Below are 18,887 nucleotides of genomic sequence, written 5' to 3' on the forward strand. Positions count from 1 at the left end.
CCGATATTTCTATGCCGCGGAAGCGGCCCAATTCCGCTGTCCATCCGGCGGGAAACAGGGAAGTTCTGCGGTGTGGCAGCGAGGTAGAAAGTGAATCCAGAACAACTGAAGTCCGCACTCGAGGGCTGTTATGTCACCATCCCCACGGCCTTTCAGGATGGTCCGGACTTTCCTGTCGACGAGGCTGCTATCCGCACACATGTAAGATTCCTGCTCGACGCCGGTTTGACAGCGGACTACGCGACCTTTCTGGCAGGCGGTGCCGCGGGCGACTTTTCGACCATGAGTTTCGACGAACGGCTTCAGGTGGCGTCTGTCGTAGTTGACGAGGTCGGGGGCAGAGTGCCCGTCGCGATGGGCGCGCAGACGACGAGCACGCTCGAACTTAAGCGGCTCGCCCGCGCCGCGAAGGAGCTTGGGGCACAGTTTATTCAGGTTTCCTGCCCGTTTTACTTCACTCACACCGAGGGCGATTTTGAAGCCTTTGTGCGTGCGGCGGCAGAGGCGGAGCCGGACATCGGTATCATCATCTACAACACCTTCTGGACCAGCCAGAATATCTCCTTCGAAATGGTTGAACGCCTGGCGGAGATTCCCAGCATTGTCGGCCTCAAGTGGGCGACGCCGCGTTCGGATGCCATGGAGTTCGAGGATGTGACCTCGCACTTTTCAAACCGCTTCACCATCATCGACAACAATCTGCTTTTTCCCTACAGCGCCATGCCGACGCTCGGTGCCCGTGCCTTCGAAGTGCACAACTGTAACTTTTGGCCGGAGTGGGGAATCAAGCTGATCGACGAGGTGCGGGCCGGTAACTATCCCGAAATCGCGCGGATGCTCATAAATGAGGCCATGCCATTTTATAAGCTTTGGCTCTCGATTGAGCAGAACTACACCAGCGGTGACGGTTACCTCGACAAGCTCTGCATGGAGTTGGTGGGTCTTCCGTCCAGCCGCTGCCGACCGCCAACCCGGGACATTCGGGAGCTCTATCGGACAGAGACGCTGGCAATGATGAAGCAGATCGGCGTGCCGCGCCTGATGGCGGCGGCGTAACCGCCAAGGAAGCGAACTGGAAGTGGGAACAGGCCATCCCGACTTCCGGCAGCTAGCGAGATATGGAGCGAATTTCCGGCGGCCGCCTTAAAGCCGCGCAAAAAAAGAAGAAAGGGAGAGCAGCTATGAAAGATCTAAGAATCCTCATAACCGGAACGGCCACGGCCGCCTTGATCGGGCTGGCTTCGACCGCCGCCGCGCAGGACGATGTCCGCTTGCGCCTGAATTGGATGTACTACGGCTCCCACGCCGGTTTCGCTCTCGGTAAGGATACGGGGAACTACAAGGACGCGGGCATCAATATCGATATCCGCTCCGGTAACGGTTCCAGCTCGGCACATCGTCTCGTGGCAAATGGCGATAGCGACTTCGCCTACGGCTCCTGTGGCGCCATGGTCAACTTGGCGTCGCAAGGTGCGCCGCTGGTCTCTGTCGCGGTGATCGATGCCATGGGCACGGAAGCCGTCATCGTCCGGCCCGACGCCGGAATTAAAGAGATCAAAGACCTGAAGGGCAAGAAGCTGCTGACGACAGCGAATGCCGGAGTGAACACCTTCTTCCCGATCGTTTTGGAAAATGCGGGCCTTTCGGCGAGCGACATCAATCTGACTAACGTCCCGGACGGTGCCTTGGTCTCCAGTTATCTGCAGGGGGCGGGAGATGCCATCGGAATCCTTGGCGGCCTCGATGACAAACCGGCCGAGATCAAGGCCAATGGCGGCGATACGCCAATCACCTTTCCCTATTCGGACTTCGGCGTGAATCAGGTCGGATACTGCATCTCGACTCACACGGACACGCTCAAGAACAATCCGGACCTGGTGAAACGGTTCGTCGAAGCGACCGTGAAGTCCTACAAAGAGGCGGAGAAGGATCCCGATGCCGCTGTCAACTCCATGGCTGACATCGTCGGGGGAACCATGGCGGAAGAACAGGGAAAGGCACAGGCACGCGCCGTGCTCGACGTGACCCTGAGTGTCCTCTACTCCTCGGCCAACAGCGATAAGAAGCTGGGGCTCAATGTTGCCTCCGACTGGGATGACATGGTCGATCTAATGAAGAAGTACAATGACCTCGATCCCAAGGCCGAACCCGCGTCATTCTACGACAACAGCTTCGTCAAATAACTGTGCCTATGACGACCGGACGCGGGTTGTGCCTCCGGCCGTCGGAGTTCTGAAGCCAAAATGACTTCTCTTATCGAACTAACGGCCGTGTCCAAGACTTTCGGATCGGGCGCCGATGCCGTGCACGCCTTCGGACCCGTCGATCTGGCAATTGAGGACGGAGAGTTCATCTCTTTTCTTGGCCCTTCGGGGTGCGGAAAATCGACCCTGATGCTGATGATCGCCGGTCTGCTGGAGGTCAGCGAAGGTGACATCAGGCTCGCCGGCCAGACAGTCGCAGGCCCGCGAACCGACATCGGCATCATGTTCCAGGATAACACCCTGGTGCCCTGGCGGACTGTCCAGGGGAATATCGAATTGCAGCTCGAGATGCGTGGCATGCCGGTGAGCAAGCACGGCGCGCGTATCGACATGCTGCTGGATTCCGTACATCTCAAAGACTTTGCGGAACGGCACCCCTACGAGCTGTCGGGCGGCATGCAGCAGCGTGCGGCCTTCTGTCAGGCCATGGTCCATGATCCTAAGACCATGCTGTTGGATGAACCGCTTGGGAAACTCGACGCCATGACCCGCGAGAGTATCCGCAAGGATCTCCAGGCACTCTGGATGCAGCAGCGTCCGACCGTAGTTTTCGTGACCCATTCGATCGAGGAGGCGGTCCAGCTTTCCAGCCGTGTTGCAGTCATAACACCACGTCCCGGACGTATTGAGGAGGTCATTCCCATCGACCTCCCGTTTCCCCGCGATCTCGACGTCAAAAACTCAAGTGAATTTGCGCGCTACGTGCGCGATATCCAGGAGATTTTCCGTGGCTATGGCGTCATCTGACCGTCCGGGACTATTCGAGCGTACCGGAGCCTGGGTCCAGCGCTCCTGGATGTTCATTGCCTTTTTCGTCGGCTTTTTTCTGTTCTGGGAATGGTCGGTGGAGCTCTTCGACATCCCGCGCTACATCCTGACGCCGCCGTCGCTGATCGTCGCGAAGGGCTGGGCGGATATCGATCGGCTGATTTACTACACTTACGTCACGGGGCTCGAGACCGTGATCGGCTACGTCGTCGCGTTGCTTGTGGGATTGCCGCTCGGTCTCGCAATATCCTTTTCCTCTATCCTGCGGCGCACGATCTATCCCTTTTTCGTCTGTATAGAGATGGTGCCGAAGATCGCTTTTGCGCCGTTGTTTATTTCCTGGCTCGGTTTCGGTTTGCTCCCGAAGGTTATCATCGTGTTTTTGGTGTGTTTCTTCCCGGTCGTATTGAACGCGATCCTCGCCTTCAATTCCTTGAGCGAAGAACTCACGCGCTTCTGCCGCTCGACCGGAGCGGGAGCCTGGACGACCTTCTTCAAGATCCGCCTGCCGGCCGCCATGCCGCAGTGCTTCGTCGGCTTTAAGTATGCTGCGATCAACGCGACGGTCGGGGCGGCCATTGCCGAATTCATCGGATCAGACGAGGGACTCGGATTTTACATCCAGATCGTCACCGGCAACATGCGGCCTGATCTGGCGTTCGCCGGGATCTTCTTTCTCACGCTGTTGGGGCTCGCGCTCTTCGGGTGCGTTACCTTGGCCGAGCGTCTGCTGATCCCCTGGCATATTTCAGTCCGGCGGTCTCGGCCGTGACCAAGCGAAGAGTCGCGGTGAGCCCGGTCCGATCCTGCATGCAATTCATATCAACGACAAGAACGATCGAACGTTCGTAAAACTATCTGTAAATCACAGAAAAGGGAGTACCCGATGAAACGTTTAGTCAAGAATCTTGCGGTGAGCGGTGGTCTATCTCTGCTTGCCGTTCTGGCGGCGCCCGTGCAGGCGGAAAGCGTAAAGATGACGATCCAGACCTCATCCTTGCCGAATGATTTTGATACGCCTTATCTGGAGCAATGGGCCAAAGATGTAAATGTCATGACCGGCGGACAGGTCGATATCGAAATTGTGCCGATTGATGCTGTGGTGCGGTATGACACGGCGCTGGACGCGGTCAAGAACGGTATTCTGCAGGGACAGATCGCTTCACCCGGCTATTGGTCCGGCTCCGATCCCGCCTTCGGTCTGGTCGGAAATACGGTGGGCGCCTGGAGCGATGCCGTGCAGGCGATGGACTACATTTATGCCGGCGGCGGTTTGGAGCTGATGCGCGAGCTCTATGCGCCTTATGGTCAATACGTTGTCGGCGTCAGCTGCCCGGGAGTCGAGGCATTCGTTTCGAATCGCAAGCTTGATGGCGTAGCAGATCTGAAGGGCTTGAAGCTGCGTGCACCGGAAGGCATGGTCAGCGCGGTCTTTGCCGAGGCTGGAGCCGCACCGGTCAGCCTGCCATTGTCGGAGGTCTATGTTGCGATCGACAAGGGAGTCATCGATGCATCCGATGTGGCGGGATTTGCGACCAATCACGCGGAAGGCTTTCACGATGTCGCGCGTTACCCGGTCTATCCTGGCTTTCATTCCACGACACTGCTGGCTCTGACGGTCAATCAGAAGGTCTGGGATGCGTTGGAGCCGGGGGATCAGAAAATACTGGAAACCTCCTATAAAGCGTTGTCCTTCTCCATTCGCGCCGGCCTGGATAAAGCGGACCGCGAAGCAGTCGCGGCCGCCAATGCCAATAAGGACATCACCGTTGTGGACTGGCCGCCAGAGGAACGTGCCCGCTTTCGTAACATAGCCCAAAAAGTCTGGGCCGATTTCGCCGGTCAGTCGCCGAACGCAAAGAAGGTGTACGACTCGATCACGACCCATCTGAAAGCAAATGGCTTGATGTAGCCAGTCGTCTGCGCGGCTGTTGCTCTTGTTCCGGCGTCATGCTGGACAAGGGCGAAGCCCGTAACGCTTTTGCGACGCTGTCCGACAACCCAAAAAGTCTCGAGCAACGATCAGTCTCCAGAAAGCCGCTTATGACATCACGCGACAATTCCCATTCCAAGCTTGACTCAGAGCTTTTCGATCAAGGCAAGATCAACACCAGAACTGATCACTCTCTTGACAGACTTGTCCGGCCAGTCGGCTGGTTGGTGCCATTCGTGGCAGTGATATCGGTCTACGAAGTTGTTGCACGGTACGTTCTCGATTCACCAACCATATGGGTTCATGAAACTTCGACTCTCTTGATCGCCGTTGTGTTTCTGATCGGTGGCGTGCGGGCCATGGCCAGAAACCAGCATGTAAAGATTGACTTGCTGCGCTATCTCTTGCCGGTCAATTGGTTGCGCGGCTTGAATCTGGTGCGCAGCTTTCTCCTGATCCCGATCTGTGCGGCGCTGGTCTATGTGGCAGCACTCACTGCCTGGGACGCGACGCACGCGCGGCCTGGTTTGCTCTTCTACTTCGAGCGCTCCGGATCGTTCTGGAATCCGCCGTTTCCCGCATTTACCAAATTGGCGTTGCTTGTCGCCTGTGTTTTTCTTTTTGTTCAGTCTATCGCGCAGTTCCGACATGCGCTGAATCTCAAGACTTCTGACGCTCCGGACACCGAAGGCCAGTAATGGGATTATCTTCCATTGGCATCGAAGCTGGAACCTGGCTGATTTTCGGCCTCGCGTTCGTCATCCTGCTCACCGGCGTACCGCTGGGCTTCGCGACGTCGGCCGTCGCGCTGATATTCGCCTTTGGTTGGTTCGGCCCCGACGCGATAACCATCGTGACCAGTCGAATGTACGGCATCGTCACTGAATACAGTCTGATCGCCATTCCGATGTTTGTGTTGATGGCCTCGCTGCTGGACCGGTCCGGCTTGTCAGCGGACATGTTTCACGGCATGCGTATTTTTGCCGGACGGCTGCGCGGCGGAGTCGCCATTCAAACGGTGATCGTTGCGTTCTTCATGGCCGCCATGTCGGGCATTATTGGGGGCGAGACCGTGCTCTTGGGTATGCTCGCACTGCCGCAGATGCTGAAGCTCGGCTACGCCAAGGATATCGCTATAGGTTCTGTCTGTGCAGGCGGTGCGCTCGGCACGATGATTCCGCCTTCAATCGTCTTGATTATTTATGGAATGATCACCCGCACCTCGATCGGCGATCTCTTTATCGCCACGATCACGCCGGGCACCATATTGATGCTCTCCTATCTCATTTACATCGGCGTGCGCTGCCACCTCCGTCCCGCTGACGGCCCACCGCTGCCTGAAGCGGAGATCGAAACATCAAGCCATCGCGACGCACTGCGTCTGGTTCTCCTACCTTTGATGCTCATCTTTCTTGTTCTTGGTACGATCTACGCAGGCATTGCCTCAATCACCGAGGCGGCCTCGCTGGGTGTCGCTGGGGCAGCGATAATCTTAGCCATCAAAAGGCGCTTCACGCCCGAGGTTTTGCAAAAAAGCGTCGATCAGACCTTCAATACCTGCGGAATCATCATCTGGGCAGGTATGGGTGCGATCGCCATTGTCGGCATCTATAATCTGATGGGGGGCGGGCGCTACGTGACGTCCGTTTTCACAAGCCTGGATGTCGCGCCGATCATCATCATCATCATCATGATGGCGTCATTGTTCGTTCTTGGAACCTTCATGGACTGGATCGGTATCGCTATTCTGACCCTGCCGATTTTTGTGCCAATCGTGAAGGCGATCGGTTATGACCCGATCTGGTTCGGTATCCTCTTCTCGGTCAATATGCAGGTTGCCTTTATGACGCCGCCGTTAGGACCCTCCGCTTTCTTCCTGAAGAGTGTTGCGCCACCCGGCATCAGTCTCTTCGACATCTACCGGGCGTTTATCCCCTTCGTTTGCATTCAGATCTTCGTTCTGTCCCTGCTCATTTTATTTCCCGAAATTTCTCTTTGGCCTTTCTAAGCCTACAAAATGACCGAATTGGGAGAAGGAATGCCTGCATGATGAAGGTCTGGCTGTTGAGCGCGAAACTGGGAGGTCCAATTAGATGGAAATTTTTGTGAGCCTCGATCTGAATGACAGGCAGGCGATTCGTCTGCGTGAGATCGCCGGAGAAGACAAGCTTCATCTCCATGGGTGCTTCGATGAGGGCGCACCGATAGAACCGTCATTCAGGCAGTGTGAAGTCGTACTTGGGAATCCGCCTGCTGATTGGATTGCACAGGCGCCGGCATTGCGGTGGGTACAGCTCGAATCGGTGGGTTTTGGTGAGTACACGGATCTGAATTGGCACGAACTGGGCGACCGGGTGACCATGACCAACCTGGCCGGCTTTTTCACCGAACCAGTCGCGGAATCCATTCTGGCTGGAATTCTCGCGCTCTATCGCGGGATCGATCGTCTGGTTTGCCTGCAGCGGGATAAGGACTGGCAGGGGGACGCGCTGCGCACGGAGTTGCGGACGCTGAAGGGTGCGGCCGTCGTGCTGTTCGGTTACGGAACGATCAGCCGGCGCCTGGCGGAACTGCTTCGGCCTTTTGATTGCGAGCTGATCCCCATTGGCCGGGAATGGGAGAGGGAGGCAATCGATACTGCGCTGGCGACTGCAGACGTCATTGTCTCGACGGTTCCCGACACTGCCGCGACCAGAGGCGCCTTCAGCCGCGAGCGGTTGGCCGGTTTGAAGGATACGGCGCTGTTCATAAATTTCGGCCGCGGTTCGGTGGTCGATGAGGAGGCTCTAGCCGACGCTTTGACCGCGGGTAGTCTTGGCGGTGCGGTGGTGGACGTGACCTTGAGCGAACCTCTGCCGGACGGTCACAGGTTCTGGACCTGTCCGAATATGATCTTGACGCAACACAGTGGCGGCGGGACCGCGGACGAGATCGATCGCAAACTAGAGGTCTTCTCACAGAAACTCGAGCGCTACCGCAGGGGCGACCAGCCTGCGGGAACAGTGGATTTTTTACGGGGCTATTGATGTCGAAAGTAAACCAAGTTCGGTGCATACTGCTCAGTTCACCCTACGCAGATGCAGATGATCCCGAGATCAAGGAGTGCTTTCCGAACGGACCCAAGCGTACCGTCGGCATGGTCGAGGTGACACTGGAGGACGGCACCACCGGAATCGGAGAGGGTTATCTGGCGGTCTTCGCGCCGTTGGTGTTCAAGTCCATCGTCGATTTGTGCCAGCCTTATATCGAAGGCAAGGATGCCTTTGATATCGAACGGCGGGTTCGGGACCTGCGCAGCATCTGCGATTACTGGTCGCTGCAGGGTGCAGCGCGTCATGTCATTTCTGCCTTCGAAATCGCGCTGCAGGATGCGAAGGCCAAGAGCCTGGGCATACCCGTTTACGAGCTCTTGGGGGGCGCTCGGGACTCCAGCATCCCGATCTATGGCAGTGGAGGCTGCTGTGATGCCAAAGATCAGTTTCTAAAGGAACTCGACCTGCTGGAATCGAAAGGGATCGATCTCTATAAAATCCGGTCCGTCAAAGGGGATGTGTACCGAACCGTCTGGATTCTGGATGAGGCCGCCCGGCGCGGTATCAGGGTCGGTGTTGACATGTGTCAAAATCTTGCCGATCCACCCCAGGCGGTTGACGATGTGGTCGCCTTCGTCGAGGCCGTCCATACCAAGACCGACCAGCGTATGGTCTTCATTGAAGAGGCGATCGGCCCCGACAGCCCGGAAGGTTTCAAGGAATTGCGCGCGCGCATCGATGTACAGGTCTGCGGCGGCGAGATTATCACGACACCCAAAGAAATGATCGAGCGCATCAACAACGATGTTTATGATTTCGTCCAGCCCGATGCCTCGGTGATCGGCGGCATCGGGGCGGTCATGGATATCTTTTCGGCTGCCCGCAAGAAAGACACCGCTGTCGTTGTGCATGCCTGGGGCGGTGCCGTCGCCATCATGGCCAGTTATCATGCCGCCTTTGCCGGCGACGGTAAGCTGGTCGAATATCCGATGCTGGCCTTTCCTTTGGGCGCCGAGATGCTGGGTGATCAGGGACATATTGAGGCTGGGCGGCTGCTCCGGCCCACGGCACCCGGGCTGGGGATCACGCTGTCACCGGAGATCGAGGCGCGCTACCCCTTCGACGAGACGGCCGTATACTCCTGTATGCTGAACGACTGGGGCCCACCGCCGGACGACAGCTGGAAACAGTAAGGTTTCGATTAGGCGAGCATTTTGATGTCGCCGCAGACCGAGATCGCCTGTCCAGAGATCGTGCAGCCGCGCGGGCTGGTTATGAACAGAATCTGATCTGCGATCTGCTCTTGAGTGACATAGTCTTTAATCGAGGTGTAGGAGAAGGCTTCGGCTTCAATCTCTTTGAAAGAGACACCCTTTTGCTGCGCCTTGGCTTCCATGACCCGGCGCTGGCGATCGCCCGCGACAATACCCGGCAGGATCGCGTTGACCCGGATGCCGTCGCCGCCGAGCTCGATCGACAGCGACTTCGTAAAACCGATCACGCCCCATTTGGCGGCGGCGTAGGGTGTGCGCATGGCAAAGCCCAGCTGCCCGGCGGCTGAGGAAAGGTTGACGATCGAGGCATTTTCGCTTTTGCGCAGGTGAGGGACAGCTGCGCGAGTACAATTGAACTGTCCGGTCAGACAGACATCGAGGCAGCGGTCCCAGTCCTCCGGATTGATATCGTCGACGCGTGCGGTGGGGCCGGCATTGCCGGCGTTGTTGATGAGAACGTCAAGGCCGTTCATGTGCGTTGCGGCGGCGTCGATAAAGTTGGAGACGGCGCTCCGGTCGGTGACGTCACATGCCGTCGCCAGCACGCCGGGAAGTTTTTCTGCCACTTCGGCGACGGCGTCCGGGTCGACATCGCAGACAACAACTTGCGCACCTTCTTTCTGAAATGCGCGGGCAGTTGCCAGACCGATTCCCGCAGCGCCTGCAGTCACGACAACTTTCAGTCCCACAATATTCAAGTCCATGCCTCAATGCCTTTCCTGATCGCCGGGATGATCACGCGCGTGATTAACTGTGAGACCTTGCCCGGCAAATGACTCGACAGCGTTATCGCCTCTTAACATAATATCTTTGATCAAATATCAAAAGCATTCCAATTTTTGATTCCATCCAGAGTCGTAGTGAAAGGAAACAGTCATGCCGCAGGCCGCAATCGTTGGTTCTGGACTTATCGGTCGTGCTTGGGCGTTGGTTTTTGCCCGATCCGGTTGGACAGTCACTATGACGGATCCATCGGCCGAGGTGCGGGCGGGCTTGGAGAACTCTCTGACGCAGGATTGCAGCGTTCTCGAGCGGCATGGCCTGGCTGGTTCAGTTGGGGACGTTGTCGCGCGGATCACTGTAGCGGCGAAGTTGGAGGAAGCGGTCGCAGGCGCGGCATTCGTTCAAGAAAACGGCCCGGAGGACTGCGGCATCAAGCGCAGAATCTTTACCGAGCTGGACCGGTTTGCCCCACCCGAAGCGATCCTGGCATCTTCGACATCTGCCATTGTTGGCTCACGATTTACCGAAGACCTGCCAGGCCGGGCGCGCTGTGTGGTCGGCCATCCGGTAAACCCGCCACATCTCGTTCCGCTGGTCGAAATATGCGCTGCGCCCTGGACAAGTGAGACGACGATCGAACGGACACGCGAAGTCTATAGTCAGATCGGCCAGATCCCGGTCATGGTCAAACGCGAAGTCGACGGTTTCGTGTTGAACCGGCTTCAGGGGGCTTTGCTTGCGGAAGCCTTCCGCTTGGTCCGCGACGGTGTGGTATCACCTGAAGACCTCGACAAGACGGTCAAACACGGGCTTGGTCTGCGCTGGTCGTTCATGGGACCGTTCGAGACGATCGAACTCAATGCACCCGGTGGCATTGCAGATTACTGTGCACGCTACAACGGGTTTTACCAGCGCCTGATGGAAGATCCGCCGGGTGCAGATGCGTTTGCCATGGACGCCGTCGAAAAAGTTCTACGGAGCTGGCCGTACGAAGCGGATGTTGAACGCATTGCCGCTCTTACCGATTGGCGCAACGAACGTCTGGCGGCACTCCAGGCCCACAAGTCTTCGTGTGAATTGGGAGCGACTAAAGCATGAGCGAAAAAGTCATTATCACCTGCGCGGTCACCGGTTCGATCCATACGCCGAGTATGTCGCCGCACCTCCCAGTTACGTCTGAAGAAATCGCGGATGCGGCTATTGGTGCAGCAGAAGCCGGTGCCTCCATCGTTCATCTGCACGCACGGGATCCAATGAACGGCCAGCCGGATCAATAAGTTCAGCCAAAAGCAGTAGAGTTTCCCGTCGCGCAACTGGACAGGGAGACCCTGCAGGACCTGCGTAACGTACATATCGAAACTGAAAGCCTGTCCGCCGAGTGGGCTGTCGACAAAATTACACCGGCCGGACTTGCAGTTCTCCAGGCGCAATACAAGAAAATGAAAGAGTCTATTGGCACAGGGGACGTGAAGGGTTTCCTGCGTGGCAATCGAGTGTTTCATTTCAAGACCTATCGCACTGCTGGATCGCCGGTTTCGCTCAGTGTAATCGAGAATCTGTGGCTGCAGATTAGCCCTTATTTCAATTTGCTGCACGAGTCCGGCAATCCGAAGTTAGCCAACAAGCAGCATGCGGTGATGATTGCGGCGATCAAGAAGGGTGATAAAGCAGCGGTAAAGGCTGCGATCCGTTCCGATATAGACGGCGCCTACCAAGTATTGTTGAAACTCTTAGGCTGAAGTTTCAAATCCACTTCAATGCGAAAAAGAAAGAAGGGGCGCAAGAACGCCCCTTTTGAGTATTGCGGACCGGCTGAGGGCAGAGAGTGCCTCTGTCGCCGGATTCCAGAGTATCGGCTTGTGTTACTGAACGAGGCAGCTATCGGCATTGTCCTTAGTGCAGACGTCCAGTCCTGTATAGATTGGATCTGCGACGGCTTTGCCAGCAGCCAGATCCTTCAGGATGAACATGGCTTTGTAGCCCATCTCGAAAGGACGCTGGCCGACCTGTCCGTTGGAAAGGCCGTCCTTCAACTGCTCCATCTGCATAGGCAGCGTGTCGGCGACAATGATCGAAAGCGATCCGTCATCCACGCGGGCCTTGTGCGGTGCCACAGCCTGACGGTAGGCATTGTCGAACCACTGCGTGAAGGCGCCCGTTGAAATGAACGCGGTCAGGTCCGGTTCTTTGATCAGGATGTCGGTCATGCCCTGTATGGCCTTGTTGCCGTCATCGTCGGTGATCAATGGGCAACCGGCGACTTCTGTCCAACCGTTTTCACCCTTCAACATGTTGCCAGGTGCCGTCGTGCCGGATGCGCCCGATAACGTATCGCGAATGCCTTGCAGGCGTTCGTTGTGGTTGGCTGCGGCTGCGCCGCCGGTCTGCAGGCAGACCTTGCCGCCGCTCGGCTGAAGTGTTTGAGCGATCTTGGCCAGATTGACTCCGATGTCGTAGTTCTTGGTCCCGACATAGGTCGAGCGCACACCGATATCCTTTGCGAGAACGTCGGAGTCCCAGGTCATCACCGGGATTCCAGCGGCGACGGCGGCCTTCAAGGCCTTACCCATCGCAGGCGCGTTCGAGGGGGCCACGGCAATGCCGTCCACACCCTGACTGATCAGATCCTGCACGATCTGGATCTGCTCCAGCTCGGTGTGTTCACCCGGACCGATGTAGACGCATTCAACATCGGACATTTCATCCTGCGCTTTGTAGCAGCCATCGCGCGCCAGATCGAAGAAGGGATTGTTCATCGCCTTGGGCACAAGCGCCAATTTTAGTTTGTCCGCTGCCACGGCGCCGCCGGGTAAGGCCAGCGCGGCCAGACAGGTCGCTAGGATTAGCTTTTTCACTCTTGATCCTCCCTTTGGTTTATCAACTTGGAGACCCGTTTCAGGGTCCGCTTCTATTGCGAATACGCTCCAGCAGCACGGCGAGGATGATGAAGAGGCCGACAAAAAACTGCTGCCACAGGGCATCGATCCCGGCCAATAGCAGGGAATTTCGGATGAGTTCCATCAGGGCCGCACCGATGGGCGCCCCCAAAGCATAGGCGACTCCGCCCATGAGGTTTGCGCCGCCGATCACAGAAGCCGCGATCACGTTGAGCTCGTAAGTTAAGCCAAGAGCATTGGTGACCGATCCGAACCAGCCGACCAGCAGAAAGGCCGCCAGTCCGGCGCACATCGAGCAGATGACGTAAACCGAGACGATCACGCGTTCAACCGGAATACCGGCCAGCCGCGCGGCATCGGCGTTGCCGCCGACCGCGAAAACCCAGCGGCCCCATGTAGTGTAGCGGAAGGCGAGGAAGAACACGATGGTCAGGATGATCAGCACCCAGACAGGATTGGGAACTCCGATCACACTCTCGCCGCCGATCCACTCGAAGAGTTCTTGGTCCGGACCGAATTCGTAGATCATCTTATTGTTGGAGGCGACCATCGCCACCGAGCGCGTGATCGCCAGCATTCCTAGAGTGACTACGAAGGGTGCGAGCCTGAGATAGGCGATCAGCACGCCGTTGATCAGGCCTACCAGCCCCGCCATACCGATGCAGGCCAGGAACCCGAGGCCCACGCCAAAGCCCGCCTGCATCACCAACCCCGTGACGATCCCGGCCAGCCCCATCAGGGAACCCACTGAAAGGTCGATGCCAGCAGTCACGATCACCGCCGTCATTCCAAGCGCCATGATCCCAAAAAACGCGAAGTTGCGGGTGACGTTGAACATATTGCGGTCGGTCATGAAGACATCGGAGACGACGGACATCACGGCGCCGATTGCTAGGATGGACACGAGAACCCAAAATGGCTGGGTCCGCACAATTGCCTGAAGGCCCGACATCTCCTTGCGCGTGGTGACCGTCTGGTCGATGGCTGCGTGATCTCTCGTTTCCGTGGTCATGCCGCTTCGATCGCTCCTGTGATCAAGCCCGTTACCTCTTCAGGCGTGGATTGCGCGATAGCCTTGTCCGCAACTTTCCGGCCGCGACGCAGCACAGCCACCCGGTCGCAGACTTCGAAAACATCGGGCATGCGGTGCGAAATCAGAATGACCGCGTGGTTGGTTTCTTTCAGCCGCTTGATCAGATCGAGTACTTCGGCGACCTGGCGGACCGAGATCGCCGCGGTCGGTTCATCCATCAGCACCAGCTTGGGATCGCTCAGGCGGGTCCGTGCAATCGCCACGGCCTGTCTTTGGCCGCCCGACATCTGCCGGACGTAATCACGGGGGCGTGTCTCGGACTTTAATTCGACGAACAGTTCTCCGGCCCTGTCGTACATGGCCTGATGATCGAGATAGGAGAAGGGGCCGATTCTGCGCTTGATCTCCCGGCCCAGGAAGACGTTGGCAGCGGCCGTAAGGTTGTCGCAGAGTGCGAGGTCCTGATAGACCACTTCAATTCCGGCGTGGCGTGCGTCGATCGGTTTATGGAACTGGACCTGCCGGCCTTCGATCTCGATCGAACCGCCGCTTTGTGGGAAATTGCCCGCGATGATTTTGACCAGCGTGGATTTACCGGCGCCATTGTCTCCCATCAGGCCGACGGCTTCGCCAGGCTGAATCTCCAGATCAATCCCGGTGAGGGCCTGGATGGCGCCGAAGTTCTTGCTCACGCCTTTGAGCGACAGCAGAGTCACCGACTGTTCCTCCCTATTTGCTCCCGCTCTCTGCGGGTTCAAAGCCGTGCAAAGGACGCACAACCGCAAATTTTTATTCCAAACACCTTACAAGAGATATGCAAAATTTCAAGCAGTTTTTTTAATTCTGCAATTTTCATTGCAAAATTGAATGAGTTATTGAAATCAAGAGAAAACAGATGGTTAGAGGTATCGCCTGCGAAGTTAGGACAGGCTTATCCAACGGTTTTCCGCTGCCGAACGGTACAGCATTTCAACCAGCTTCTGGACCTCATAGCCCTCGCGAAAGTCCGGACCTACGAGTCCCTGTCCGGCGATGGCGTTGAGAAAATCGCGCACCTCGATGGCTTTGAGATCATTGAAGCCGAGCTGATGCCCGGGAGCGACGCAAAAGTCTCCATAGGGCGCATGATCGGGGCCGGCGAGGATGGTACGAAAGCCCTGCAGACCCGCGCGGTCATCCATGCTGTAAAACCGCAATTCATTCAGCCGTTCGCCTGAGAAGGCCACTGCAGCTTTTGAGCCGTAAACCTCGAAGTCGTGCTGCATCTTGCGGCCTGTCGCGACCCAATTTGCTTCGACCGATCCAGTTGCGCCGTTTTCGAAATTCACGAAGGCCTGCGCCACATCTTCGGTCTGCACTGTAGCAGTTTCCCGCGAGCCGGCCGCAGTCGGCCGTTCGGGGATCAGGGTTTTACAGGTACCCATGACCGAAACGATCGGGCCAAGCAGAAAACGAGCCGTTGCAAGAACATGACTGCCCAGATCGGCCAGGGCTCCGCCGCCGCCGGCCGGGTCGTGGCGCCAGGTAAGAGGCTGGTTGGCATCGGCCATGTAGTCTTCGGCGTGGACACCGCGAAAGCTGCGAATCTCGCCGAGTTCACCGCTTGCGATCATATCGCGGGCCAGTGCGAACATAGGGTTTTTTAGATAGTTGAATCCGACCTGGGTTACGATCCCAGCGGCTTCGGCTGCCTCGGTCATTTCAAGAGCTTCGGCGGCACTGGGCGCAAGCGGTTTTTCGCAATAGACATGCTTGCCCGCAGCGATGGCGGCGAGGGCCATTTCCTTGTGCAGAACGTTCGGCGCCGTAATATCGACAATATCAATTTCCGGATCCTTCAGCAGACTTCGCCAGTCTGCACTCGCCCTGCGAAAGCCAAACGACTGCCGGGCTGCTTCCGCCGAGGCTTCATCGACATCGCAGACGGTGGCAAAATCCAGCTTGAAGGGGAAGTCGAACACCCGCTGCGCGGTCGCAAATCCGAAAACATGGGTCTTCCCCATGAAGCCGGAGCCAATCAATCCCAGTCCGATTTTCGGGCTCACGCCAGTCATCCCGTTACACATTCCCGGCCGTATCCGATTTCCGCCCTGTTGACGACCAGGGCGGCGTCCAGCTTACCGGCAAAGAAATCGAGAATGTTCCGAGCAGAAGAAACCGCCATCCGCTCAGCACATTCGAGTGTCAGTCCTGCGGCATGAGGCGTGAGAACTGTGTTCTTGGCATTTGCCAAGAAGTGCCCTTTCGCTGGCGGCTCTTCCTCGAATACATCCAGGCCGGCTCCGGCCAGCGACCCGCTGTTCAAGGCGTTTGCAAGCGCCGCTTCGTCGACGACTCCGCCGCGCGCCGTGTTGATTACGATGCTGGTGCTTTTCATCGCGCCAAGTTCGACTGCCCCCAAAACCGGACCATCCGACTTTGGGGTATGCACCGAGACATAATCGGCGCGTGATAGAGCCAAAAGTAGATCAGGGCAGGGCTCGACATCGGAGGCCGAGAGGTCCTTCGGTCTCAAATAAGGATCGTGAACCATGACCCGCATGCCGAAGCCCTGTGCCAGCTTTGCAAGATGGCGACCGATACGGCCGTAACCGATGATCAACAGAGTCTTCGCGTAGAGCTCTCGTGATTCGAAGGCATTGCGGTATTCCCAGCCTTCACCGCGCGAGGAGGCATCCATTCGCAAGAGCCGTTTCCCCGTCGCCAGCATCAGCATCATCGCGTGTTCAGCCACGGTGCGGGAGTTGACGTCGCCCACGATCGCCAGCGGAATGCTGCGTTTGTTGAGCGCGGCGACATCCACTGCGTCGTAACCGACGCCGTGCCGGGAGACGACTTTCAGGTTTTTGCTTTTCTCGATGAAGCTGCCCGGCAAAAGCTGTGTACGCACCAGGAGAGCATCGGCGTCGAAAATCTTCGGCGCCAATGATTCCGTGGAAATCTCCTCGACATAATCGATATTGTAACCTGCGGCACCATAGAGAAGGTCGAGACCGCTGGGATGAAGTTTGCCGCCGATCAAAATCCGGGGCATGTCAGTAACCCTTCGTGTCCGACGCTTCCTCCGTCGTTCCGTGGCCGAGGAGTTCACGGGTTTGCGAAACGCTTGCGGAGGCCGAGGCGGCTAACAGCCGGACGTCGTTCAAAAGGGTGACCAGATCGAAGCCCCAGCCAATGGCCTTTGCCGCGTAGGCCGGGCTGCCGCAATGAAGACAGGCGCGGATACCCGCAGTTTTTGCGGCTGCAAGGATCCTTTGGATCGCCTCAATCATTTCCGGTTCTTCACGGTCGAAGCCAGGGGGCAGGCGGCCATTGGTGACACCGATCGTCAGATCAGCCGGGCCGATGTAAACGCCGTCCAGGCCGGGCGTGCTTACGATCTCTTCAAGGTTCTCCATGGCCTCTGCGGTTTCGATCATGGCGAGACACAAAACTTCGTCGTTGGCTTCGGCGGCGTAACCGGCACCGGCGGAAAAGTTGGCGCGCGTCGGGCCGAAACTACGTGTTCCCCTAGGGGGATAGCGCATGTAGGACACAAGTTGTTCGGCTTCCGCGCGAGAATTGACCATCGGGCAGATGATTCCGTACGCCCCGGCGTCGAGCGCTTTCATGATGGCACCCGCATCGAGCCACGGCACTCGTACCATCGGTGTTACGCCGCTGGCCCTCATGGCCTGGAGCATAGGCACTGCACCGCTGTAATCGATGATACCGTGCTGCAGGTCGACAGTGACGCTGTCGTACCCCTGCGCCGACACGATTTCCGCCGAAAAGGAATTGGCGATCGAGAGCCAGCCATTCAAGGCAGGTTTGCCCTCTGCCCAGAGGCTTTTCAGTCCATTTTTGATCATGACATCTCTCTACAGTCGTTGATGTTTGTTGGCTGAAACTATCCGATTTCCTCGACGCGCACACACCGCTTCTCTGCAATGGACCTGTAGGCGGCTTCTGCGAGAATCAAAGCTTGGCGTCCATCCTCGAATCCCACTTCCGGCGCGGTCTGGTTTTCGATGCTCTCCACGAAGGAAGATATCTCCGCCATGAAGGCTTCGTGATAGCGTTCGATGAAAAAGTATAGATAGGGGGCCGCGATCTCGGTGCTGTTCGCGGTGAAGCGTTTCATCTCCTGCGGTTTGCGGTTGTCGCTGAGCAACATGCCCTTGGTGCCGAGGAGTTCCACCCGCTGATCGTAACCGTAGACGGCGGCGCGCGAGTTATTGATATGGCATTGCTTGCCGTCGGCGGTCCGCATGATGATCATCGCCGTATCGACATCGTCTAGCTCGGCCCCGAGTGCCGGATCGATCAGAGCGCCGGCGACGGCAAAGACCTCGACTGGTTCGTCGTCCAGCATAAAGCGCGCCAGATCGAAATCGTGGATGGTCATATCGCGCAGCAGTCCCCCGGCGGCCTCGATGTATTGGCGGGGTGGCAGGCCTGGATCGCGAGACGTAATGACAACCTGATGGAGATCGCCGATCTCGCCGGCGAGCATAGCATCGCGCGCAGCCCGGTGGCCCGGGTCGAAGCGCCGGTTGAAGCCAAGCTGGATGGGAACCTTCGTGCCCGCGATGGCTTTGGCACAACGGTTGACTCGTTCCAGGTTGAGATCGATCGGTTTTTCGCACAAGACCGCCTTACCGGCAGCGGTGGCCATTTCGATGTAGTCGGCATGGGTTTCCGTAACGGTGGAAATCAGCACGGCATCAATCTGAGGGTCTGCGAAAACCGCCTCGGCACTTTGCGCGACTGGCACAGAATGTTCTGACCCGACCTCGTTTGCGGAAGGGGCGTATAGGTCATAGACCGCGGCAAGTTCCGCTTTCGGATGGGCGGCGATATTGGCGGCATGCATCCGGCCGATTCGACCGCATCCCAGCACTGCGATTTTGACCATTCCCGTCCTCCCTGATTGTGCTTTTATTATGCGCTGAAAGCCACAAAGTGACATTTGCAATAATCG

General features: G+C 57.5%; 19 protein-coding genes and 1 pseudogene. 12 read left to right on the plus strand and 8 right to left on the minus strand.

Features of this window, described 5'->3' with window-relative positions; translation table 11 throughout:
- Positions 1 to 90 precede the first annotated feature (90 nt).
- The 9 genes from QMZ18_RS22290 to QMZ18_RS22330 all read left to right on the plus strand — a co-directional run bounded on the left by QMZ18_RS22290 (position 91) and on the right by QMZ18_RS22330 (position 9,190).
- Complete coding sequence (locus tag QMZ18_RS22290) at positions 91 to 1,056, plus strand: dihydrodipicolinate synthase family protein (RefSeq protein ID WP_282608568.1); 966 nt, start codon at positions 91 to 93, stop codon at positions 1,054 to 1,056.
- A gap of 125 nt (positions 1,057 to 1,181) precedes the next feature.
- Entirely contained in the window at positions 1,182 to 2,183 is a 1,002-nt protein-coding gene (locus QMZ18_RS22295; RefSeq protein WP_282608569.1) for an ABC transporter substrate-binding protein, read from the plus strand.
- A gap of 60 nt (positions 2,184 to 2,243) precedes the next feature.
- Positions 2,244 to 3,011, plus strand: a complete 768-nt coding sequence (locus QMZ18_RS22300) for an ABC transporter ATP-binding protein (protein ID WP_282608570.1) — start codon at positions 2,244 to 2,246, stop codon at positions 3,009 to 3,011.
- Entirely contained in the window at positions 2,998 to 3,804 is an 807-nt protein-coding gene (locus QMZ18_RS22305) for an ABC transporter permease (RefSeq protein ID WP_282608571.1), read from the plus strand. The genes QMZ18_RS22300 and QMZ18_RS22305 overlap by 14 nt, the downstream gene beginning before the upstream one ends.
- Positions 3,805 to 3,918: 114 nt before the next feature.
- Entirely contained in the window at positions 3,919 to 4,944 is a 1,026-nt protein-coding gene (locus QMZ18_RS22310; RefSeq protein ID WP_282608572.1) for a TRAP transporter substrate-binding protein, read from the plus strand.
- Between the two features lie 131 nt (positions 4,945 to 5,075).
- Complete coding sequence (locus QMZ18_RS22315) at positions 5,076 to 5,663, plus strand: TRAP transporter small permease subunit (protein ID WP_282608573.1); 588 nt, start codon at positions 5,076 to 5,078, stop codon at positions 5,661 to 5,663.
- The gene (locus QMZ18_RS22320; RefSeq protein WP_282608574.1) at positions 5,663 to 6,973 is read left to right on the plus strand and encodes a TRAP transporter large permease subunit; all 1,311 of its coding nucleotides are present in this window, start codon (positions 5,663 to 5,665) and stop codon (positions 6,971 to 6,973) included. The genes QMZ18_RS22315 and QMZ18_RS22320 overlap by 1 nt, the downstream gene beginning before the upstream one ends.
- A gap of 85 nt (positions 6,974 to 7,058) precedes the next feature.
- Complete coding sequence (locus QMZ18_RS22325) at positions 7,059 to 7,991, plus strand: D-2-hydroxyacid dehydrogenase (RefSeq protein WP_282608575.1); 933 nt, start codon at positions 7,059 to 7,061, stop codon at positions 7,989 to 7,991.
- Complete coding sequence (locus QMZ18_RS22330) at positions 7,991 to 9,190, plus strand: mandelate racemase/muconate lactonizing enzyme family protein (protein WP_282608576.1); 1,200 nt, start codon at positions 7,991 to 7,993, stop codon at positions 9,188 to 9,190. The genes QMZ18_RS22325 and QMZ18_RS22330 overlap by 1 nt, the downstream gene beginning before the upstream one ends.
- A gap of 8 nt (positions 9,191 to 9,198) precedes the next feature.
- Here the strand turns inward: QMZ18_RS22330 and QMZ18_RS22335 are convergent, their stop codons facing one another.
- The gene (locus tag QMZ18_RS22335) at positions 9,199 to 9,975 is read right to left on the minus strand and encodes an SDR family oxidoreductase (protein WP_282608577.1); all 777 of its coding nucleotides are present in this window, start codon (positions 9,973 to 9,975) and stop codon (positions 9,199 to 9,201) included.
- A gap of 172 nt (positions 9,976 to 10,147) precedes the next feature.
- On the opposite strand from QMZ18_RS22335, the gene QMZ18_RS22340 reads away from it, so the two are divergent.
- From QMZ18_RS22340 to QMZ18_RS22350, 3 genes and pseudogenes are all read left to right on the plus strand, one after another.
- Positions 10,148 to 11,092: a 3-hydroxyacyl-CoA dehydrogenase gene (locus QMZ18_RS22340; protein ID WP_282608578.1), complete on the plus strand. Its 945-nt coding sequence runs from the start codon at positions 10,148 to 10,150 to the stop codon at positions 11,090 to 11,092.
- Positions 11,089 to 11,268: pseudogene (locus QMZ18_RS22345) on the plus strand (3-keto-5-aminohexanoate cleavage protein); the annotation flags it as partial. The gene QMZ18_RS22340 and the pseudogene QMZ18_RS22345, both read left to right, overlap by 4 nt.
- A gap of 93 nt (positions 11,269 to 11,361) precedes the next feature.
- Positions 11,362 to 11,733: a GntR family transcriptional regulator gene (locus QMZ18_RS22350; protein WP_282608938.1), complete on the plus strand. Its 372-nt coding sequence runs from the start codon at positions 11,362 to 11,364 to the stop codon at positions 11,731 to 11,733.
- Positions 11,734 to 11,856: 123 nt separating this feature from the next.
- On the opposite strand, the gene QMZ18_RS22355 is transcribed toward QMZ18_RS22350, so the two are convergent.
- The 7 genes from QMZ18_RS22355 to iolG all read right to left on the minus strand — a co-directional run bounded on the left by QMZ18_RS22355 (position 11,857) and on the right by iolG (position 18,821).
- Entirely contained in the window at positions 11,857 to 12,849 is a 993-nt protein-coding gene (locus tag QMZ18_RS22355) for a sugar-binding protein (RefSeq protein ID WP_282608579.1), read from the minus strand.
- A 40-nt stretch (positions 12,850 to 12,889) separates the two neighbouring features.
- Positions 12,890 to 13,903: an ABC transporter permease gene (locus tag QMZ18_RS22360; protein WP_322097261.1), complete on the minus strand. Its 1,014-nt coding sequence runs from the start codon at positions 13,901 to 13,903 to the stop codon at positions 12,890 to 12,892.
- A complete protein-coding gene (locus QMZ18_RS22365) occupies positions 13,900 to 14,640 on the minus strand; it encodes an ATP-binding cassette domain-containing protein (RefSeq protein ID WP_282608580.1) in 741 nt (246 codons plus the stop codon). The genes QMZ18_RS22360 and QMZ18_RS22365 overlap by 4 nt, the downstream gene beginning before the upstream one ends.
- Before the next feature lie 204 nt (positions 14,641 to 14,844).
- Positions 14,845 to 15,978: a Gfo/Idh/MocA family protein gene (locus tag QMZ18_RS22370; protein ID WP_282608581.1), complete on the minus strand. Its 1,134-nt coding sequence runs from the start codon at positions 15,976 to 15,978 to the stop codon at positions 14,845 to 14,847.
- Positions 15,975 to 16,958, minus strand: a complete 984-nt coding sequence (locus QMZ18_RS22375; protein WP_282608582.1) for a hydroxyacid dehydrogenase — start codon at positions 16,956 to 16,958, stop codon at positions 15,975 to 15,977. Before QMZ18_RS22375 ends, QMZ18_RS22370 begins: the two co-directional genes overlap by 4 nt.
- Before the next feature lies 1 nt (position 16,959).
- Positions 16,960 to 17,775: an HpcH/HpaI aldolase/citrate lyase family protein gene (locus tag QMZ18_RS22380; protein ID WP_282608583.1), complete on the minus strand. Its 816-nt coding sequence runs from the start codon at positions 17,773 to 17,775 to the stop codon at positions 16,960 to 16,962.
- A gap of 38 nt (positions 17,776 to 17,813) precedes the next feature.
- Entirely contained in the window at positions 17,814 to 18,821 is a 1,008-nt protein-coding gene (gene iolG, locus QMZ18_RS22385; RefSeq protein ID WP_282608584.1) for an inositol 2-dehydrogenase, read from the minus strand.
- Positions 18,822 to 18,887: the final 66 nt, after the last annotated feature.

The organism is Pelagibius sp. Alg239-R121, from assembly GCF_947331435.1.
GTDB lineage: Bacteria > Pseudomonadota > Alphaproteobacteria > Kiloniellales > Kiloniellaceae > Denitrobaculum.